This is a genomic window from Herbidospora sp. RD11066 (assembly GCF_054661255.1).
Genome location: NZ_BAAGDO010000001.1, coordinates 876,155 through 893,513 on the forward strand (window position 1 = coordinate 876,155; position 17,359 = coordinate 893,513).

Consider the following 17,359-nt stretch of genomic DNA (forward strand, 5'->3'; position numbering starts at 1 on the left):
GGGCCTTACGGCCTCTTGGATCCGGTGGCGCTGGACGAGGCGGTGGAACTCTTCGCCTGCACCACCGATCCTCACGACATCGCGGAGACCTGCTACCTCGTCGGCCTGCTGCACTGGCGCCGCGGTGAAGTGTTCGCCGACGAGCGGGCCCGAGGGGAGGTCTACACCGCTCTTCCGCTCTTCTTCGTGCTGAACGAGTCCCGGTCCCGGCTGCCACTGCCCGACCCGGCGCTGTCGACGATGCCACCGAGCATCCTGCTGCCGGAAATTTCCGACACGAGCTGGCGGCGCCTCATCATGCTGCTTGAGCAATGGCTCACCAATCTTGGCGACTCGCACAGTCTGCGACTAGCGGTGAACGCCGGACGCAACGCCGTGCGGGACACCTCCCCTGGCCACCCCGACCGGGTCGGCCGCCAGTGCTTCCTGGGCTCCGCACTCCTCACTCTCTTCGAGCACACCGGGGATATGGACGCGCTGGAGGAGGCCATCGCGGTGGCGACCCACGCGGTGGCGCAAGCGCGTACCACGGAGGAAAGGGCGGGGAGCCTGACCACCCTCGCCGTCAGCCTCCGGTTGCGGTTCGAGCGCACGGGCGAGCTTCGATCACTCCAGCAGGCCATCGACGCCTACCGGCGCGCCTTGGCCGACACGCCGGAAGGCTACGGGAAGCGCGGAGTGCTCCTCGGCGGTCTCGGCCTCTCGTTGTACGTGCTGTACAACCGCACCGGTGACCTGGCACCGCTCGACGAGGCCGCCAGGATGAGTTCCGCGGCCATCGACAGCACGCGGGAGGGCGATCCGGACCTTCCAGGAATGCTCGCGAACCTCAGCAACGTGCTCCACGCACAGTTCGGGCGCACAGGAAAACAGGCCACCCTGAACCAGGCCATCGCCACGGCACGCAGGGCGGTGGACGCAGCACCGCCGCACACCGTGCTCTGGCAGGCCTGTCTCTACAGTGTCAGCCTCATGCTCCAGGCCCAATTCGAGCAGACCGGCGACCTGGGCGCGCTCGCGGAGGCCATCGAGGCCGGTCGCGTCGTGGTCGCCGCCACGCCGGAGGGCAATCCCGACCTGGCGAAGTACCGGTCGGCTCTCGTCGTACAGCTGAAAGCGCGCTTCGACCGGACGGGTGACTCCACCGCGCTGGACGAAGCGATCTCGATCGGCCGTGCGGTGGTGGAGGCGACTCCCGCGGATCACCCCAATTGGGGTTTGTTCCTGACCAACCTCGCCGTCGCGTTCGAGGCGAAGGCCGCGAGCACCGGCGATATCGCCACGCTGCGTCAGGCCATCGACTGCAACCGGCTGGCGGTCGACGCGATCCACGGCTGGCAACGGGCCGGGGCATGGACGAATCTGGCCGCGACGTGGTTGGAGTACTTCGATCGCACCGGTGAGACGGAGGCGCTGGAGGCGGCGGTCGCGGCCGGTCGCCGCGCGGTCGAGCAGGTCGCGGAGCACGACTACTACCGGGCGCTCTGCCAGGTCAATTTGGCTCGGGCACTGACCACGCTGGGGCATGCGACCGACGACGACGGGCTCGTGGACGAGGCGATCGGCCTGCTGGAGGCGGCCGCCGCCACGGGGAGCGCCCGGCCCATGATCCGGGTCGAGGCGGCCAGAGGCTGCGGCAGGCTCGCCATGAGCCTCGGCCAGACCGACCGTGCGGCACGCGGGTACGCCCTCGCCGTCCGGCTGCTGCCGGGCCTGGCCGCCCGTGCGCTCGTCCGGGCCGACGCGACCCACTGGATGGCCGAGTACGCGCGCCTCGCCGGTGACGCGGCGGCCTGCGCCATTGAGGCCGGTCGGCCCGAGGAAGCGGTCGAACTGCTCGAAACAGGCCGGGGTGTGCTGCTCGCGCAGTCGCTGGAGGCCCGTACCGATCTGACCGACCTGCGGGACAGGGATGCTGACCTCGCGGAACGGTTCTCCTACCTGTGCGGCCGGCTGGACGCCGACGAAAGAGCGAGCCTCAACGAGGACACCGCTGACCGCCGGCGTGAACTGGCCGAGGAGCTGACCGCGCTGGTCGCCCGGGTCCGGACGCTGCCCGGCCTGGACCGGTTCCTGCTGCCCCCGGAGGCGGCCCAGCTCGTCGAGCAAGCGCAGGACGGGCCGATCGTCATGATCAACATGAGCGATTACCGGTGTGACGCGTTGATCCTGACCACCGAGGGGGTGCGGGTTCAGGAGCTCCCCGGCCTTGCCGCCGCCGAGGTCTACGACCGGCTCGACGCGATGCACGAGGCGCTGGGCCGGACGTCGTTCGGCGGGAGTGAGCGCCGCCACGCCGAGCAGGTCATGCACGCCACCCTGGCCTGGCTCTGGGACACGGTCACCGGACCGGTGCTTGAGCGACTCGGGATGACCGGCTGCCCGGACGATGGCGAGGATTACGGCCGCATCTGGTGGGTGCCCTGTGGGGCGCTGGCCTACTTCCCGCTGCACGCGGCGGGGCACCATCTCGACGCGCCGGGGGCCGGGCGCCGTACCGTGATCGATCGGGTCGCGTCCTCCTACAGCGCGACCGTACGGGGACTGGCGCACGCCCGGACCAAGGCCACCCGGCAGCGGACGGGGCGGCCGCAGATGCTGGCGGTCGCGATGCCGTGCACCCCCGGCGAGCCCGACCTGCCGGGGGCGCGGCGCGAGCTCGACGAGCTCACCAGGCTCTTTCCCGACATGGATGGACTGGTCGGCGAGGGTGCCACCCGGGATGCCGTGCTGGCACTTCTTCCGGAGGGGTCCTGGGTGCATTTCGCCTGCCATGCCGCCTTCGATCCGGACGACCCATCCGGCAGTCAGCTGCTGGTCCACGACCACGCGCGGCGGCCGCTCACCGTGCTGGAGGTCTCGCGGCTGCGGCTGGAGGAGTGCGAGTTCGCCTACCTGTCGGCCTGCAGCACCGCAGTCACCGCGCCTGAGCTGGCCGACGAGTGCGTGCACGCCGTCACCGCGTTCCAGCTGGCGGGATACCCGCATGTGGTGGGCACACTGTGGGAGATCGACGACGCGGTCGCCGCGGAGATCGCCACCGGAGTCTATGAGGATCTGGTGGCGAACGGGTCCGATCCGGCGCGTTCCGGGCGCTGCCTGCATCGGGCGACACGCGTGATCAGAGACCGCTACCCTCACCTGCCCACCCTGTGGGCCGCGCATATCCATATGGGCACGTAAGGAGTGCTTCATGAATCTCGGTCTGCCGGAGAAGCTGGCCGCCCTGTGTCGCGAGCTCGACGATCCCACCTTCGTGGAGCAGGCCTCCGCCGTCGGTGGGGCGGAGTTGCTCGACAGGCTGCGGGCGGGACGCAGCCCCCACCCGGAACGAGAACTCGACGAGCTGAATCGGCTGTTCGAGGCGGCCGACGGACTGGGCTTCTACCCGGCGGCGCAGCGCGGATACGGCCCGCTGCCCGGCGCGCGGGGCGCGGCGGGCGCGGCGCGGTGGTGGAACTGCCCGGACGGGCGCTGCTCGGGCCACGGGCTGGTACGGCGTGGCCAGCCCACCCCGGTGTGCGAGATCACCGGCGCTGAACTCGTGGCCCGGCCGTTGACGCCATGACCGGCTTTCTCGGCGAGATCGGCAAGAAGATCGCCGAACGCTGGGTCGGACTCCTGGCCCTGCCCGGCCTCCTGTTCCTGGCGGCCGTGATCACGGCATGGCAGCTGGGGCATGCCCACGCGCTGGACCCGGCGCCGCTGGGACGGCAGATCACCGCCTGGTCCATCGACCCGGGAATCCGTACGGTCGGCGGCCTGGTGCTCATCATGGTGGTCTGCGCGCTGAGCGCGGTGGGTGTCGGGCTCGCCGCGAGCGCCCTCGGGCGGGCGGTGGAGTGGCTGTGGACCATCCAAGGCGCCTGCGCTCCGGCCCGCTGGCTGGTGACACTGCGCCGCCGACGCTGGGAACGTGCCGTCAGCCGGGCCGAGTCGGCCACCACGGCAGGCGCCGCCGCCCGGGCCATCGCCCAGGCCGACCGCATCTGCCTGCGGGAACCCGACCGACCCTGCTGGATCGGCGATCGCCTCCGGGTGCCTCGGGTGCGCGTCGAGGAGGCGTACGGCCTGGATCTGGACGCCTGCTGGCCGCGCCTGTGGCTGATCGTGCCGGAGGAGCCCCGGCTCGCGGTGGGGGCCGCGCGGGAGTCGCTGGCCACCGCCGCGCGCCTGGTCGGCTGGTCGTCGCTCTATCTGCTGCTGGCCCTGTGGTGGTGGCCTGGCGCGGTCATCGGGGCCGTCCTGTTCGGGACGGGCTGGTCGCAGGCGCGGGCGGCGGCCACCGCGCTGGCGGAGCTGGTGGAGGCGACCGTCGACCTGCATGTCGGCGACCTGAACGACCGGCTCGCCCCGGCCAGGGAGGTTGCGCCGGGCACCGGCCGCGCGCTGACCACCCTGCTGCGGAAGAGCCGCTGGGACCCCGACTATCCGGAGCCCGCAGAGCCCTGACCACGCGGACGGCAGGTCGCGGTCAGGCCGTGGTCTCGACGGTGGTCGGCGCCGGGACGGGCTCGGGTGTCCGACGGAGGCCGAACGCGATGATGATCGTGCCCCGTAGGGCTCAAGAACTCGATTAACTTCCAGCGCAGAGCCCATCTTCGGTGAGGCGGACGGGCCGAGAGTTGCCAGAAGCTGGTTCGGGTCGTCTGGGATCATCTTTTGTGATCTTGTCTACGGTGTACGCCGTCGCCCGGCGTCTGCTGTCTTTGCCTGCCCTGCCGCACTCACCAAGGGCGTCGAGGCAATGGACGAGATCTTCAAGAAGCGCGGCACATCCGCGTAACCCACTGGCTCCCCGTTTGGCTCCCGAAAGCGGAAAAGGGGCCTCGGATTACTCCGAAACCCCTTACGACCAGCTAAAACTGGTCGGGACGACAGGATTTGAACCTGCGACCCCTTGACCCCCAGTCAAGTGCGCTACCAAGCTGCGCTACGTCCCGTTCCCTGCTTCGTGCCCCTCAGGCACGGAACAACCTTAGCGCAGATTCGCGCCCCGCGTGCACCGACACGTAGTGTGGCGATCATGGGTAGGCGTCCTCAGGTCGATCAGGCCGAACTCGCGAGGCTGGCGGCCAAGGGATGGTCGACCGCCGACCTGGCGGCTCACTTCGGTGTCACCGAGTCGGGCATCCTCCAGGCCAAGCGCTCCGCAGGCCTGTCCAAGCCCATGACCGACCACTCCGCCGCCCTCCCCTGGAAGCTCGCCAGGTCCCACTCCCAGTCGGGCCCCGCCACCAACCTGCGCAATCTCTCCGCCGCAGCCCAAGGCAAGCACGTCCAGAAAGAAAAGATCAACACGGCCCTCAGGTGGGCGACCAGGCTGGTCGAGAACGGTCTCGACATCGCCTACGACCCCCAGAAAGGGTTCTACGAGGTCGAGGTCCAAGAGCCGTCGCACATCGAAAAAGTCCTTGAGGCGGCAAAGAGCAGGCTCGGTTAGAGCGTCCTGTCGCGCATGTCGACCGTGTTGACCAGGTCGCCCTCGACCATCTGGTCCTTCGGCCGGCGGCGGCTCAGGAGCGTGGTCACCACGCCGCTGATCACGCCGACGCACATCAAGATCCAACCGAGTGCCTGAAGGTCGAATCCCGGCGCCTCCCACTTCACGGCGAACGCCAGGACCGCCCCTAACGCCATGAATGCCACGCTGGCTGCGAATCCCATGGTCACCTCACCTACCCGGCGATTTGGAGGTTAGCCCCTCATTTCGAGGGCAGTCCGGACTGTCGAACACCAAACAGACAGCCGGAGGCAGACATGAGCGCCATCGCATGGGTGGTCGTGGTCGTAGCCGTCGTCGTGGCGCTGGGAGCCATCGGATACGTCGTGGCGGGCCAGAGTCGGCGGCGCCACTTGCAGGACCGATTCGGCCCCGAGTACGACCGCGTCGTCCAGGAGACCGACAGCCGCAGGGACGCCGAGCAGGAGTTGCTGAATCGAGAGGCGCGGTACGCCGATCTCGACATTCGGCCCCTCGACGGTGAGGCCCGCGAGACGTACGCGAAGAAGTGGCGGGAGGTGCAGGAACGCTTCGTCGACGCGCCGAGTTTCGCCGTCACCGAGGCGGACGCCCTGGTCACCGCCGTCATGGCCGACCGGGGCTACCCGACGGAGCAGTTCGAGGAGCGGGTGAACGTGCTGTCCGTCGGACACGCCGGGACCCTCGACCGCTACCGCCAGGCCCATCAGATCAGCGGGCGGGCCGCCCGTCAGGAGGCCACGACGGAGGATCTCCGCCAGGCCATGGTCCACTACCGCTCCCTCTTCGACGAACTGCTCGACGACGACGTGCACGCCCACACTCCCCGCAAGGAGGCCGATCGCTGATGATCACGAACAACCCCTTCGACCGGAAGAACGCCGCCGAACTCGACAAGGACGACGTCCTGGCCGACGAGCGCCGGCATGACGACAAGCTGGTCGCCTCCGAGATCGTCCCGGAGCCCCGGAACGCCGACGGCACCTGGGACAAGGACAAGGACGAGGACGACCTGAACGCCGAATCCGCCCCTGTCGGGGTGGCCGGGGACGCCGCCTTCACCTCGCGGGAGGCCGCCGACGAGGCGCACCGCGACACCACCGGTGACCTGGCCGACGTCCGGGAGACCGGCTTCGACAAGAGCGAGTTCGACAGGGCCGAGACCACCACGGTCGAGGACATCGACTTCGACGAGCGGTGGCGGGACATCAAGGCCGCCTTCGTCGACGACCCGCGCGAATCGGTCGAGAAGGCCGACGTGCTGATCGACGAGGCGCTCAGTGCGCTCACCGGCAAGCGCCAGTCGCTGGTCGACCAGTGGAAGAACTCCGGAACCAACGACACGGAGCAGCTCCGGCTCGCCCTGCGCGAATACCGTGACCTGTTCGACCGGCTGAAGGGATAAGTCACATGCTGGCCATCGCCGCGGCGGTCATCTTCGGGATCGCCTTCCTCCTCGACCTTCTCAACGCCGACATCGGCATCGGCCTGACCGCGCTCATCGCGCTCGGCCTGTGCCTGCTGGCACTCCACCAGGCCGGCATCGGCACCGCGAGCGTCGGCAACGGCGGCTCCTGGCGCCGGGGCCGGGTCCGCAGGTAAACCCGTACAGGAACAAGCCGTACAGGAACAGGGCCGCGCGGCCGCTCAGGGCCGCGCGGCTTTCTTTTTTGCTTTACGGCTTCGCGAATAACAAGACCATTACTCCGCCGGGGCGGGCGTCGCAGTAATGAAACGCTTCCGGGCATGCGTGGTTATGCCGTCATCGATGTCGAGACCACGGGCCTTCGCCCCTCATGGCAGGACCGGGTGGTGGAAATAGGTGTCGTCCACCTCGCGACAAATGGCGACATAACCGGCGAATGGACCACCCTGGTCAACCCCCAGCGTGACCTGGGCCCTCAGCACATCCACGGCATCACCTCGGCGGACATCCGGCACGCCCCCACCTTCGCCGACGTCTCCGGCACCCTGATGGCGTTACTCAGGGACCGGGTCCCGGTGGCCCACAATCTGCGCTTCGACTGGGACTTCCTCCGGTCGGAATTCGAGCGGTCGGGCGCGCTTCTTCCGTACGCGGAAGGGGTCTGCACCATGCGTGAATCGGCCCACCATCTCCCCGGGCCACCCCGCACACTGGCCGGCTGCTGTGAAATGGCGGGAATCCCGCTCGCCAATCACCACGAGGCGCTGGCCGACGCCCACGCCGCCGCCGGTCTGTTACGCCACTTCCTGCGGTCGGGTGGCGGCCCCTGGACCGCCGACCCCGCCCTGACCTGGCCCGACCTCCTCGAATACGACGCCCCGCTGGCGCGACGGGGCGTGGCGGCCGAGAGGAACGTCCACTTCCTGGGCCGCCTGGTCGACCGGCTGCCCCGCCCGGTCGCGCGGGAGGAGGCCGACACCTATCTGGCTCTCCTCGACCGCGCCCTGCTCGACCACCGCATCTCGGCCTCCGAAGCCGACTCCCTCGTCGATCTGGCCACCCGCCTCGACCTGTCGCGCGGCGACCTCGACCGCCTCCACAACGACTACCTGTCGGCCCTGGCCGCGGCCGCGCTGGCCGACGGCGTGGTGACCGCGGACGAACGCGGCGAACTCGACCGCGTCGCCGACCTCCTGCACCTGCCCCGCGCCCGGGTCGACGTGCTGCTGGCCAGCACCGCCACCCCTGCCGAGGTGCGGGAACGCTTCCGGCTCCGTCCGGGGGACCTGGTGGTGTTCACCGGGGAGATGGACGAAGGACGGGAGTACTGGGAGGACAGGGCGCGGGAGGCGGCGATGGTCCCGCACGGGAACATCACGAAGAAGGTCCGCCTGCTGGTCGCCGCCGACCCCGACAGTCTGTCGGGCAAGGCCCGCAAGGCCCGCGCCTACGGGATCCCGATCGTGACCCCGGAGGCGTTCGAGCGGATCATCCGTGCAGGCGGGTCTCCTCGGTGACGAGCGTGGCCGGATCGAGGTGGTACCTCCCGGAGAGGACGGGTTCGCCGAGCAGCAGCCGGCGCGCGGTGTCCACGACGGCCCCCGCGCCCATCGCGACGTCGGAGGCGAGCTGTGGCCAGCTGCCGAGCGATTTGCCGACCTCGGGCAGCGAGGCCCTCATCCTCGGGCTGAGTTCGTCGAACATGTTCAGCACGAACCGGATCTTGTCTTTGGGCTCCAGGTCCTTGAGCTCGTCGGCGCTGACCTCACCGAGCAGCCCGTGGAAGATCGGCCGATCGGGTTCGAGGTCGAACCGCTCGACGTCGAGCATGCCCCGGTCGCTGGTGCTCATCAGGACGGGGATGCGGTGGGCGCGGGCCCGTTCGCGCACGGCGACCTTGGCGTAGAGGTCGTCGCACTCCTCGACGACCAGGTCGAGCCGGCCGCCGCCGAGGAGGAAGTCGTCGAGGTTGCCGTCGTGGATGCCGTCGGAGAAGAGTTCGATGTCGAGGTAGGGGTCGAGCTCGAACATCTGCCGGGCGGACACGACCGTCTTGTGCAGCCCGAGATCGGGGAGCCCGGCGCGGATGCGGTTGAGGTTGGTCAGATCGAGCCGATCGAAATCGGCGATCTTGTAGGTGCCTCCGACACCTTCCATGGCCAGGGTGACCGCGGTGCCGTTGCCGACCGACAGTCCGACCACGCCGATGCGCATCCTGGCGAGCTCCTGCTGCTCGTCCACGGTGATCTTGTTGCGGTTGCGGTCGGTTCGCAGGCGCCGGAACTCCTCGGCGGGGTGGGTGCGGACCAGCACCGCTGACCAGGGGTACCAGATCCAGGTGCCGTGGTCGGCGGGGGCGGTGAGGGTGTCGAGCGTGCGGCGTACGGAACCGGATTCGAGCAGTTCCTTGACCGCGCGGCGGTCGTCGATGAGCTCGGGGCGCCAGTCGTCCATGGTCACACCACCGTGTAGAGGTCGTCGCGGAGGAGGTCGACGGTCTCCCTGACAACGCCGAGCACCTGGGCGGCGGTGGCGTAGCTGAGGAAGACCTGCTCGGGGCGGTTGCGTGGAGGGAAGAAGCCGTCGACGCACAGGACCGTCGTGGCGGTGCCGTAGGCGGATCCGGTGCCGCGCCGGAAGGTGATCCAGGTGTCCCAGCCGGCGTCGAACCGGTCGAGGGCGACGGCCCGGATCAGCCGGGCGAGCATCAGCGAGAGCCCCGAGCCCCGTAGGCGCGGATGCACCCACAACCCGCCGACATGGCCGATCCGGCCGGACAGGGTGGGGAGGTCCGGTGTCGTCCCGGCGCTCATGCCTTCGGGGACGGGGTCGAACCACAGGCCGAGCGAACCGATCAGCGGGGCGAAGTCGTCGGTGACGAAGAGCCTCCCCGCGCCGCAGGCGATGACGTCGCCGAGGGCGTCGGTGACCTGGAGGTGGAAGGCGGAGCCGGGGGTGATCCGGCTGCGGGCGGGGTCGAAGGTGGGGTTGACGCCGTCGGGGCCCATGGCGGTGAAGACGGTCGCGGCCCAGGTGTGGAGGTCGTCGTCGAGGTGGAGGCGCAGGTCGCGGCGGGCGGTCCAGGCGGCGCAGACGTCGGCGAGTTCGCGGACCTCGGGCCGGTGGAAGGTGTTCACGGTCGGAAGGCTCGCCTTTTTCCCATGATCGGGCGATAGCGCCACCGCAACACTTCGGTGGCACGGTCCAACCGAATCGTCTCAGTTGTCCCATTCGTTACCTTGCGCCCCGATAGTTAGCAGCAGCCCGCAGCTCACATCCACCTACGCGAAAGCAGAGACGATGTACAAGAAGATGGCGGCGGCCACCGTGGCCGCGGCCTTCGTGATGCTGCCCGCTACGGCCCACGCCGCCCCGGCGGCGAACGGCCCCTGCTGGGCGGGATCGTGGACGGTGGCGCGGGCCACCGCCGACGTCGCGGGCAAGAAGGTCGCCTACTCGGTCGAGGGCGGCGCCGGAACCAGAATGACGATCACGCCGTCGGGTAAGCGGGCCATCGTGGCCTACGACTTCGGCACGTCGGCCTCCCTGACCGGCGCGAACGGGTCTCTCACCATGAGCGGCGCGGACACCTACACCTACACCTTCGGCGGCTACGGGCCCAACCTCCACGGCAAGGTCGCCCTCAAGCCCCGGACCGGCACGGGCGGTGCCACCCTGATCCGCGTCGGCGGCAAGGGCTTCACCGGCCCGCTCCGCAACGCGGTGGCCCGCAACGAGGACCTCGGCGCGATCCCCCGTAAGGGCACGTACACGTGCGTGCCCGGCACGTCGCTCCGGATCGCCACCTACGGCAAGTCCGGCACGACGACCGTCGCCATCGCCTGGGACCTGACCCGGGCCTGAACCTGAGTGAGGCGGCCGTCCCCGGCCGGTTTCACGACCGGGGACGCCCGTCCGGGATCACCGCCACCGGATGGGCGATGCGCAGCGCCCGTTCGAAATACTCGGCCGCCGGGCCGAACCGTCCCTTCGCCAGATGGTCGTCCCCCAGGTCGCAGAGCGTCGCCAGTTCGACGGCGTGCACCGTGGTCCGGTGCCGGGGGCGGGCGCGTTCGTGCAGATGCCGGTGGATGGTGGCGGACAGGTTCAGCGCATGGGCCGGCCATCCATGCCGGGCGGCGTGCATGGCGATGGCCAGCAGGTTGATCAGTTCGTCGTCCAGCCACGGCTGCGTCACCGCGGTCGACGCCGTGCGGATGTAGTGGTCGAAGAGGCGGGTCAGGGCCGCCCGCCGGTCCAGGTCGGTGTCCTCGTCGGCCAGCGTCGCCGAGGCGTGCGCCCGGGGCAGGTCGTGAAACCGGTACCGCCCCGGCACCGGCTCCTGGAGCAGGTGGGCGTCGACCAGATCGTCCAGGAGACGAGCGGCGTGTTCGGGGGTGGTTCCGACCAGGGCGGCGGCCGCGTAGCGCTCGATGTCGGGCCCCGGATGGAGGCCGAGCAGGCGGTACATGTCCTGCTGGTTCGGGGTCAGGTGGTGGTACGACAGGTCGAGGGCGGCGGCGATGCTCAGGGGGCCGACTTCCAGTTCGCTCAGCCGGTGCCGGTGGTCGCGCATGCGGTCGGCGAGGTGGGCGGGGGTCCAGCTGGGGCGCATGCGTAATCGGGCGGCGGCGATCCTGATCGCCAAGGGTAATCGGCCGCACAGGTCCACGATCTCGTCGAGCAGGCCGGGGGTGTCGCCGCTTCCGGCCGTGCGGGCGAACAGGGTCACCGCGTCGGCGTGCGGCAGCACGTCCAGGGACAGGAAGCAGATGTCCTCCAGGCCCGCCAGTCGGCGGCGGCTCGTGATCAGGACCAGGCAGTTCGGTGAGCTGGGAAGCAGCGGGCGCACCTGGGCCTCCGTCGCCGCGTTGTCCAGCAGGACGAGGACGCGTTTGCCCGCCAGCCACGTCCGGTACAACGCCGCGCGGGCGTCCGGATCGTGGGGGATCCGGTCGGCGGGGACGCCCAGGGCCCGGAGCAACTGGTCGAGGGCGTCGGCCGGGTCCATCGGCGAGCCGCCCCGGGTGAAGCCGCGCAGGTCGACGAAGAGCTGCCCGTCGGGGTACTGGTCGGCCAGGTGGTGGGCGGCGTGGACGGCCAGAGTCGTCTTGCCCACCCCGGCCATGCCGTCGATGGCGCCGATCACCGGGGTGCCGGGCGGGTCGGACACGATGCGGTGCAGGAACGCCATCTCGGTGGTCCGGCCGGTGAAGCTGGCGATGTCGCGGGGGAGCGCCTTCGGGACCCACGCCCGGGAGCCCGATGGCGCGGCCAGGTCGGCGTGACCTCCGAGGATCTGGTGGTGCAGGCGTTGCAGGGGCGGGCTGGGTTCGATGCCCAGCTCCAGGATCAGCCGGTGCCGCAGGTCGCGGTAGGCGCGCAACGCCTCCGCCTGGCGGCCGGAGCGGTAGAGCGCCAGCATCCAGTGGGCGTGCAGGCCCTCCCGCAGGGGTTGCTCCGCCACCAGGGCGCCCAGTTCCGGCAGCAGGTCGCCGTGGTGGCCCAGCGCGAGCTGCGATTCCACCCAGGTCTCCTGGACGGCCAGCTTGCGCTCCTCCAAGCGGATCAGCTCCGCGCCCATGCGCGGGTCCAGGGCCACGTCCTCGAAAGGACGCCCCCGCCACAGGCCCAGGGCGCCGCGCAGGCGTTCCGAGGCCAGGCCCGGTCTGCCCGCGGTCAGGGCGCGCTGCCCCTGGGCGGCCAGCTCCTCGAAGGTCAGCAGGTCGAGGTCGGCTGCGGACAGGCGGATCTCGTAGCCGCCCGGAACGGTGGACAGCAGCGGGGTCGCCACTCGTCCGGCCAGGCCGAGGACCTGGCGGAGCGCCGACACGTAGGTCCGCAGGGCGACGGCGGCGGTGCGCGGGGGGTGGTGCGGCCACAACGCGTCGACGAGACGGTCGACGTGGACGGGACGGTTGACGTTTAGCAGCAGGACCGCCAGCAGGACGCGCTGCTTGGCCGCACCGAGCCGGACCACTCCGTGATCGTCGGAGCGGACTTCGAGTGTGCCGAGGACACGAAACCGCATAGACCGGCAATACCACATAATGTTCGCATAATGGGACTTCATGTTCCATTTATCAGATAAGCCGTCTTTGTTAAGCAGCGCCTTTACCGGGGCTTGATGGGGCGCTCCCACAGTGTTCGGCATGTCCGATTTGATAAGCATCGACGCGTGTGAGCAGCTCAGCGCGGAAGACGTCCACGACCTGTATCGCCGGCACGTCAACCGCAGTCAGGTCGCGCTGATGACGTCGTTCGGGTTCGGCCGGGAGCTGGTCGAACGGGCCGAGGGCGCCTGGCTCTGGACCCGGTCCGGGCGGCGGATCCTCGACTTCACCGGCGGGGTCGGCGTGCTCAACCACGGCCACAACCACCCTCGCATCCTGGCCGCCCGCAAGCGGTTCCAGGAGCGGCAGCGCATGGAGGTGCACAAGACCTACTTCTCGCCGTACGTCGCGGCGCTCGGCCACAACCTCGCGCAACTCCTGCCCGGCGACCTCAACATGTCGTTCTTCCCCAACTCCGGCGCCGAGGCGGTCGAGGGGGCGGTGAAACTGGCGTACAAATACCACCGGGGGCGGCGCAAGCGGATCCTGCGCGCCGACATCGCCTTCCACGGCAAGCTGCTCGGCTCCGGCAGCCTCACCGGCGCCCACCAGAACTTCACCTTTCCCGGCATCTCGGGCGTGGACGTCTTCCCTTACGGCGACCTCGACGCCGTCCGGAGGATGGCCGACGACGACGTGTACGCGATCCTCATCGAACCGTTCAGCGCGTCCACCATGACGGCCTGCTCCGAGGAGTTCCTGCGGGGGCTGCGCGCGCTCTGCGACGCCCGCGACATCGTGCTGATCTTCGACGAGATCTACACGGGCTGGGGCAAGACCGGCAGCCTCTTCTACTTCATGCGCTATCCGGGGCTCGTTCCGGACGTCGTCACCACCTCCAAGTCGTTCGGCGGCGGGAAGTCGTCCATCTCCGCCTACATCGCGCGGGAACCGGTGTTCAAGAAGGCGTACGACAACCTCGGCGACTCCCTGCTGAACAGCACCAGCACCACCTACTACGGCTTCGGCGAGGAGACGGCCACCGCGATCGAGGCCGTCAACATCGCCGTCGACGACGACTACCCGGCGCGGGCGCGGGCCATCGAACGCGTGCTGGCCCCAGGCCTGGAACGGCTCCGCAAGACCCATCCCGACACGATCGCCGAGGTCAGGGGGGCCGGCGCGCTCTACGGGATCTTCCTGGACGGCGGCCCGAAGATCCTCGACCTGGCCGCGAAGCTGGCGCCGGTCGGGCTGGCCCGCGACCCCAACTTCCGGGTGAAGCTGATCACCTGCGCCGTCATCGACGCGCTCTACCGCGACCACGGGATCTACGCCTACTACACCCTCAACGGCCGCAACCCGATGGTGGCCGCGCCACCGCTGGTGGTCGAAGAGGCCGACGTCGAGTACTTCCTCGACAGCCTCGACCAGACCCTCGCCCAGGGCCTCTTCCGCCTGGTGACCCGATTCGTCAAGGAGAAGGTGGCACCACGATGGGGATCGTAGTCACGGGCAGCGCGGGCATGCTGGGCTCGACCCTGCTCCGTCGTATCGAGGCGACGGGGGTCGACCTGAACCCGGGCCCCGATGGAATCGCGGCCGACATTCGGGACACCGCTCGGATGACCGAACTCCTGGCCGGGGCCGATGCCGTCGTGCACTGCGCCTCCGCGTTGCCGAGTTATCCCGACGACGAGATCCACAGCGTGATCGTCGAGGGCACCCGCAGTGTGCTGACCGCCGCCAGGAACGCGGGCGTCCCGCGCGTGGTGCACATCTCGTCCACCGCCGTGTACGGCCTCCCGAAGCTGGTCCCCACCCCGGAGGACCACCCCCGCGAGCCCGTCGACCCCTACAGCCGGGCCAAAACGGCGGCGGAGGAGATCGCGGAGAAGTTCCGCGCCGACGGCCTCTGCGTCCCGATCGTCCGGCCGAAGACCTTCCTCGGGCCCGGCCGCATGGGCCTGTTCGCGATGCTCTTCGAGTGGGCCGACGAGGGGCACGGCTTCCCGATGCTCGGCAAGGGCGGCGCCCGCATCCAGATGCTCGCCATCGACGACCTCGTCGACGCCATCCTGCTCGTCCTCGACGCCCCCGACGACGTCGCGAACGACACCTACAACATCGCCGCCGCCGAGTTCGCCACCCTGCGGGAGGACTTCCAGGCCGTGCTCGACGCGGCCGGTCACGGCAAGAAGGTGGTGCCGCTGCCCGCCGCCCCGGCGCTCGCGATGCTGCGGCTGCTCGGTCGCACCGGCCTGTCCCCGGTGTACGACCGGCTGCTGTACAAGCTGCTGGACGACTCCCACGTCAGCATCGCCAAGGCCCGTGACCGGCTCGGCTTCGCGCCGCGCTTCTCCAACCGCGACGCCATCCTCGGCACCTTCGCCTGGTGGAAGGAGCACGCCCGACCGAACGCCAGGGAGAAGACCGGCGGGCGGACCAGCCGCGACGCCTGGCGCCAGGGCGCGCTGTCCCTCGCCAAGTTCCTCTTCTGAGAGGTGCGTATGCGTGTCATCGAACCCGCACTGGCCCCACCGGCCACGGCGGGACGGTTCCGTGACCTGCTGGCGCTGATCAGGCCCCGGCACAGCGTGAAGAGCCTGCTGCTCGTCCCGCTGCCGCTGCTGGACACCGGCGACTGGACGCTCGGCGCCCTCGGCCGCGTCGGCTGGGCCGTCGCCGGGTTCATCCTGGCGGGGGCCTGCGTCTACATCGGCAACGACCTGGCCGACCGGCACCGCGACCGGCTGCATCCGGTCAAGCGGCACCGGCCGATCGCCGCCGGGCGTATCTCGGTGCGGACCGCCCACCTGCTCCGCACCGCGCTGCTGGTGGTGCTCGCTCTGCTGATCGCGGCCGGGCCGGGCCGCCCCTACTGGCCGCTGCTCGCCTATGTGGTGCTGAACGTCGCCTACAGCCGCCGGCTCAAGCACGTGCCGCTGATCGACGTGGGCGCGGTCGCGCTCGGGTTCGCGCTGCGGGTCGTGCAGGGCTACGCCGCGCTCGGCGAGCCGGTCTCCGGATGGCTGGTGGTGACGGTGTTCGCGCTGTCGCTGCTGCTCATCGTCGGGAAACGGCGCCGGGAGCTGGTGGAGAGCGGGCCCGACCACCGGCCCGCGCTGCGCGGCTACTCGGTCGAGCTGACCGATCACCTGCTCCAGCTCGCGGCGGTGCTGTCGGCCGTCGCGGGGCTGCTCTACCTGCGGACCGAGGCGCCGCTCGGGCCGTACGCGGCGGTGGTGACGATGCTGGCCACGCCGTTCGCCCTGTTCGCGCTGTTCCGCTACCTCCAGGTGGTGCTGGTCGAGGGTGGCGGGGGCGATCCGGTGCGGGGGCTGCTCGGCGACCGGGGGCTCGCGGTCACCGGGGCGGGGCTGGCGATCGTGGTCGGAACCGCTCTCGTGCTCGCCCGGAACCCGGCGCTGGCCGCCGCCCTCCTCCAGGAGACGCGATGACCCTCGTCTCCGTCGTCGTTCCGGCGCACAACGCCGCCAAGACGCTCCGGCTCTGCCTGGAGTCGGCGCTGGCGCAGACCCACCGTCCCCTCGAAGTGATCGTCGTCGACGACGCCAGCACCGACGACACCCGGGCCATCGCGGCGGAGTATCCGTGCCGGGTGGTCGCACAGCCGTACAACCAGGGGGTGTCGGCGGCCCGGAACGCCGGCGCCGCGGTGAGCGACGGCGAGGTGCTGTTCTTCCTCGACTCCGACGTCGGGCTCGCGCCCGGCGCGGTGGCCGCCGCCGTGCGCCTGCTCGCCACCGACCCCGGTCTCGGCTGTGTCTACGGGGTGTACGACAAGGCGCCGCTCATCGACGACGGCCCCGTCGAGGTCTACCGCACCCTCCACATGCACCACGCCCTCAGCCGGGGGGCCGGTCTCACCGCGACGGCGGTCTTCGCCTTGGCGGCGCTGCCCCGGCGGGTGTTCGAGGCGGCCGGTCCCTTCGACGTCGACCTGCGGGCCGCGGAAGACGACGAGTACAGCGAACGCCTGCTGACCCGCCACCGCATCCGGCTGTCCGGGGAGGTCACCGGCCGGCACGACGAGGCCGACCGGCTGTGGCCCCTGCTCACCGAGCAGTTCAAGCGGGCGCGGTTCCTCCGCTTCTCGGCCCGCAACCGGATGCGCCCCGGCGCACTCAAGATCAACAAGGCGGGCGGGGTGCTGGCCGCCGCGCTCACGCTGGTCACCCTGCCGGTCCCGCCGCTGGCCGCCCTGTTCTTCCTGGCGTTCGCGTGCGCCGATCCGCCGCTGGCGCGGTTCGTGCTGCGCGAGCGCGGGCCCGCCTTCCTGGTGTTCTTCCTCGCGACGCACTTCCTCGTCCACACCGCCCTGCTCACCGGGGCCGCCACGGGATGGGTGCGCCGTCCCGCGAAAGGCTGGTGAAC

General features: G+C 70.3%; 17 protein-coding genes and 1 tRNA gene. 13 read left to right on the forward strand and 5 right to left on the reverse strand.

Annotation, left to right across the window (positions count from 1 at the left end):
• The first annotated feature begins 42 nt into the window (after positions 1 to 42).
• The 3 genes from ACYQ78_RS04080 to ACYQ78_RS04090 are packed head-to-tail and all read left to right on the forward strand — an operon-like array spanning position 43 to position 4,452.
• On the forward strand, positions 43 to 3,183 hold the full coding sequence (locus ACYQ78_RS04080) for a CHAT domain-containing protein (RefSeq protein WP_459799294.1): 3,141 nt from the start codon (positions 43 to 45) through the stop codon (positions 3,181 to 3,183).
• 10 nt (positions 3,184 to 3,193) lie between these two features.
• A complete protein-coding gene (locus ACYQ78_RS04085; protein ID WP_459799295.1) occupies positions 3,194 to 3,568 on the forward strand; it encodes a hypothetical protein in 375 nt (124 codons plus the stop codon).
• Entirely contained in the window at positions 3,565 to 4,452 is an 888-nt protein-coding gene (locus tag ACYQ78_RS04090; protein WP_459799296.1) for a hypothetical protein, read from the forward strand. The genes ACYQ78_RS04085 and ACYQ78_RS04090 overlap by 4 nt, the downstream gene beginning before the upstream one ends.
• Positions 4,453 to 4,866: 414 nt before the next feature.
• Here ACYQ78_RS04090 and ACYQ78_RS04095 read toward each other — a convergent pair.
• Positions 4,867 to 4,943 (reverse strand) — tRNA-Pro (locus ACYQ78_RS04095).
• A gap of 83 nt (positions 4,944 to 5,026) precedes the next feature.
• Between ACYQ78_RS04095 and ACYQ78_RS04100 the strand changes: the two genes are divergently transcribed.
• The gene (locus tag ACYQ78_RS04100) at positions 5,027 to 5,443 is read left to right on the forward strand and encodes a hypothetical protein (RefSeq protein ID WP_459799297.1); all 417 of its coding nucleotides are present in this window, start codon (positions 5,027 to 5,029) and stop codon (positions 5,441 to 5,443) included.
• Here the strand turns inward: ACYQ78_RS04100 and ACYQ78_RS04105 are convergent.
• A complete protein-coding gene (locus ACYQ78_RS04105; protein WP_459799298.1) occupies positions 5,440 to 5,667 on the reverse strand; it encodes a DUF6458 family protein in 228 nt (75 codons plus the stop codon). The genes ACYQ78_RS04100 and ACYQ78_RS04105 overlap by 4 nt on opposite strands.
• 93 nt (positions 5,668 to 5,760) lie before the next feature.
• Between ACYQ78_RS04105 and ACYQ78_RS04110 the strand changes: the two genes are divergently transcribed.
• The 4 genes from ACYQ78_RS04110 to ACYQ78_RS04125 all read left to right on the forward strand — a co-directional run bounded on the left by ACYQ78_RS04110 (position 5,761) and on the right by ACYQ78_RS04125 (position 8,425).
• Positions 5,761 to 6,330 carry a hypothetical protein gene (locus ACYQ78_RS04110; protein WP_459799299.1) on the forward strand — a complete coding sequence of 190 codons (570 nt, stop codon included), beginning with the start codon at positions 5,761 to 5,763 and terminating at the stop codon, positions 6,328 to 6,330.
• A complete protein-coding gene (locus tag ACYQ78_RS04115) occupies positions 6,330 to 6,887 on the forward strand; it encodes a hypothetical protein (protein ID WP_459799300.1) in 558 nt (185 codons plus the stop codon). The genes ACYQ78_RS04110 and ACYQ78_RS04115 overlap by 1 nt, the downstream gene beginning before the upstream one ends.
• A 5-nt stretch (positions 6,888 to 6,892) precedes the next feature.
• Positions 6,893 to 7,084, forward strand: a complete 192-nt coding sequence (locus tag ACYQ78_RS04120; RefSeq protein ID WP_066361870.1) for a hypothetical protein — start codon at positions 6,893 to 6,895, stop codon at positions 7,082 to 7,084.
• Between the two features lie 144 nt (positions 7,085 to 7,228).
• Entirely contained in the window at positions 7,229 to 8,425 is a 1,197-nt protein-coding gene (locus tag ACYQ78_RS04125) for an exonuclease domain-containing protein (protein WP_459799301.1), read from the forward strand.
• Here the strand turns inward: ACYQ78_RS04125 and ACYQ78_RS04130 are convergent.
• Both ACYQ78_RS04130 and ACYQ78_RS04135 read right to left on the reverse strand, forming a co-directional pair.
• Positions 8,397 to 9,362, reverse strand: a complete 966-nt coding sequence (locus tag ACYQ78_RS04130; protein WP_459799302.1) for a ThiF family adenylyltransferase — start codon at positions 9,360 to 9,362, stop codon at positions 8,397 to 8,399. The two genes, ACYQ78_RS04125 and ACYQ78_RS04130, sit on opposite strands and share 29 nt — an antisense overlap.
• A 2-nt stretch (positions 9,363 to 9,364) precedes the next feature.
• The gene (locus ACYQ78_RS04135; protein ID WP_459799303.1) at positions 9,365 to 10,045 is read right to left on the reverse strand and encodes a GNAT family N-acetyltransferase; all 681 of its coding nucleotides are present in this window, start codon (positions 10,043 to 10,045) and stop codon (positions 9,365 to 9,367) included.
• Positions 10,046 to 10,208: 163 nt separating this feature from the next.
• Here ACYQ78_RS04135 and ACYQ78_RS04140 point away from each other — a divergent pair, with 163 nt between their 5' ends.
• Positions 10,209 to 10,772 (forward strand): hypothetical protein, encoded by a 564-nt coding sequence (locus ACYQ78_RS04140; RefSeq protein ID WP_459799304.1) that lies wholly within the window; start codon positions 10,209 to 10,211, stop codon positions 10,770 to 10,772.
• Between the two features lie 31 nt (positions 10,773 to 10,803).
• Here ACYQ78_RS04140 and ACYQ78_RS04145 read toward each other — a convergent pair whose 3' ends face one another.
• Positions 10,804 to 12,939 carry an AfsR/SARP family transcriptional regulator gene (locus ACYQ78_RS04145; RefSeq protein WP_459799305.1) on the reverse strand — a complete coding sequence of 712 codons (2,136 nt, stop codon included), beginning with the start codon at positions 12,937 to 12,939 and terminating at the stop codon, positions 10,804 to 10,806.
• Positions 12,940 to 13,060: 121 nt separating this feature from the next.
• Between ACYQ78_RS04145 and ACYQ78_RS04150 the strand changes: the two genes are divergently transcribed.
• From ACYQ78_RS04150 to ACYQ78_RS04165, 4 genes are read left to right on the forward strand one after another with little or no spacing between them, the layout of a single operon-like run.
• The gene (locus tag ACYQ78_RS04150) at positions 13,061 to 14,470 is read left to right on the forward strand and encodes an aspartate aminotransferase family protein (protein ID WP_459799306.1); all 1,410 of its coding nucleotides are present in this window, start codon (positions 13,061 to 13,063) and stop codon (positions 14,468 to 14,470) included.
• Positions 14,458 to 15,462 (forward strand): NAD-dependent epimerase/dehydratase family protein, encoded by a 1,005-nt coding sequence (locus ACYQ78_RS04155; protein ID WP_459799307.1) that lies wholly within the window; start codon positions 14,458 to 14,460, stop codon positions 15,460 to 15,462. Before ACYQ78_RS04150 ends, ACYQ78_RS04155 begins: the two co-directional genes overlap by 13 nt.
• A 9-nt stretch (positions 15,463 to 15,471) precedes the next feature.
• Positions 15,472 to 16,422 carry a UbiA prenyltransferase family protein gene (locus ACYQ78_RS04160; RefSeq protein ID WP_459799308.1) on the forward strand — a complete coding sequence of 317 codons (951 nt, stop codon included), beginning with the start codon at positions 15,472 to 15,474 and terminating at the stop codon, positions 16,420 to 16,422.
• Positions 16,419 to 17,357 carry a glycosyltransferase family 2 protein gene (locus tag ACYQ78_RS04165; RefSeq protein WP_459799309.1) on the forward strand — a complete coding sequence of 313 codons (939 nt, stop codon included), beginning with the start codon at positions 16,419 to 16,421 and terminating at the stop codon, positions 17,355 to 17,357. The genes ACYQ78_RS04160 and ACYQ78_RS04165 overlap by 4 nt, the downstream gene beginning before the upstream one ends.
• The last annotated feature ends 2 nt before the right edge of the window (positions 17,358 to 17,359 follow it).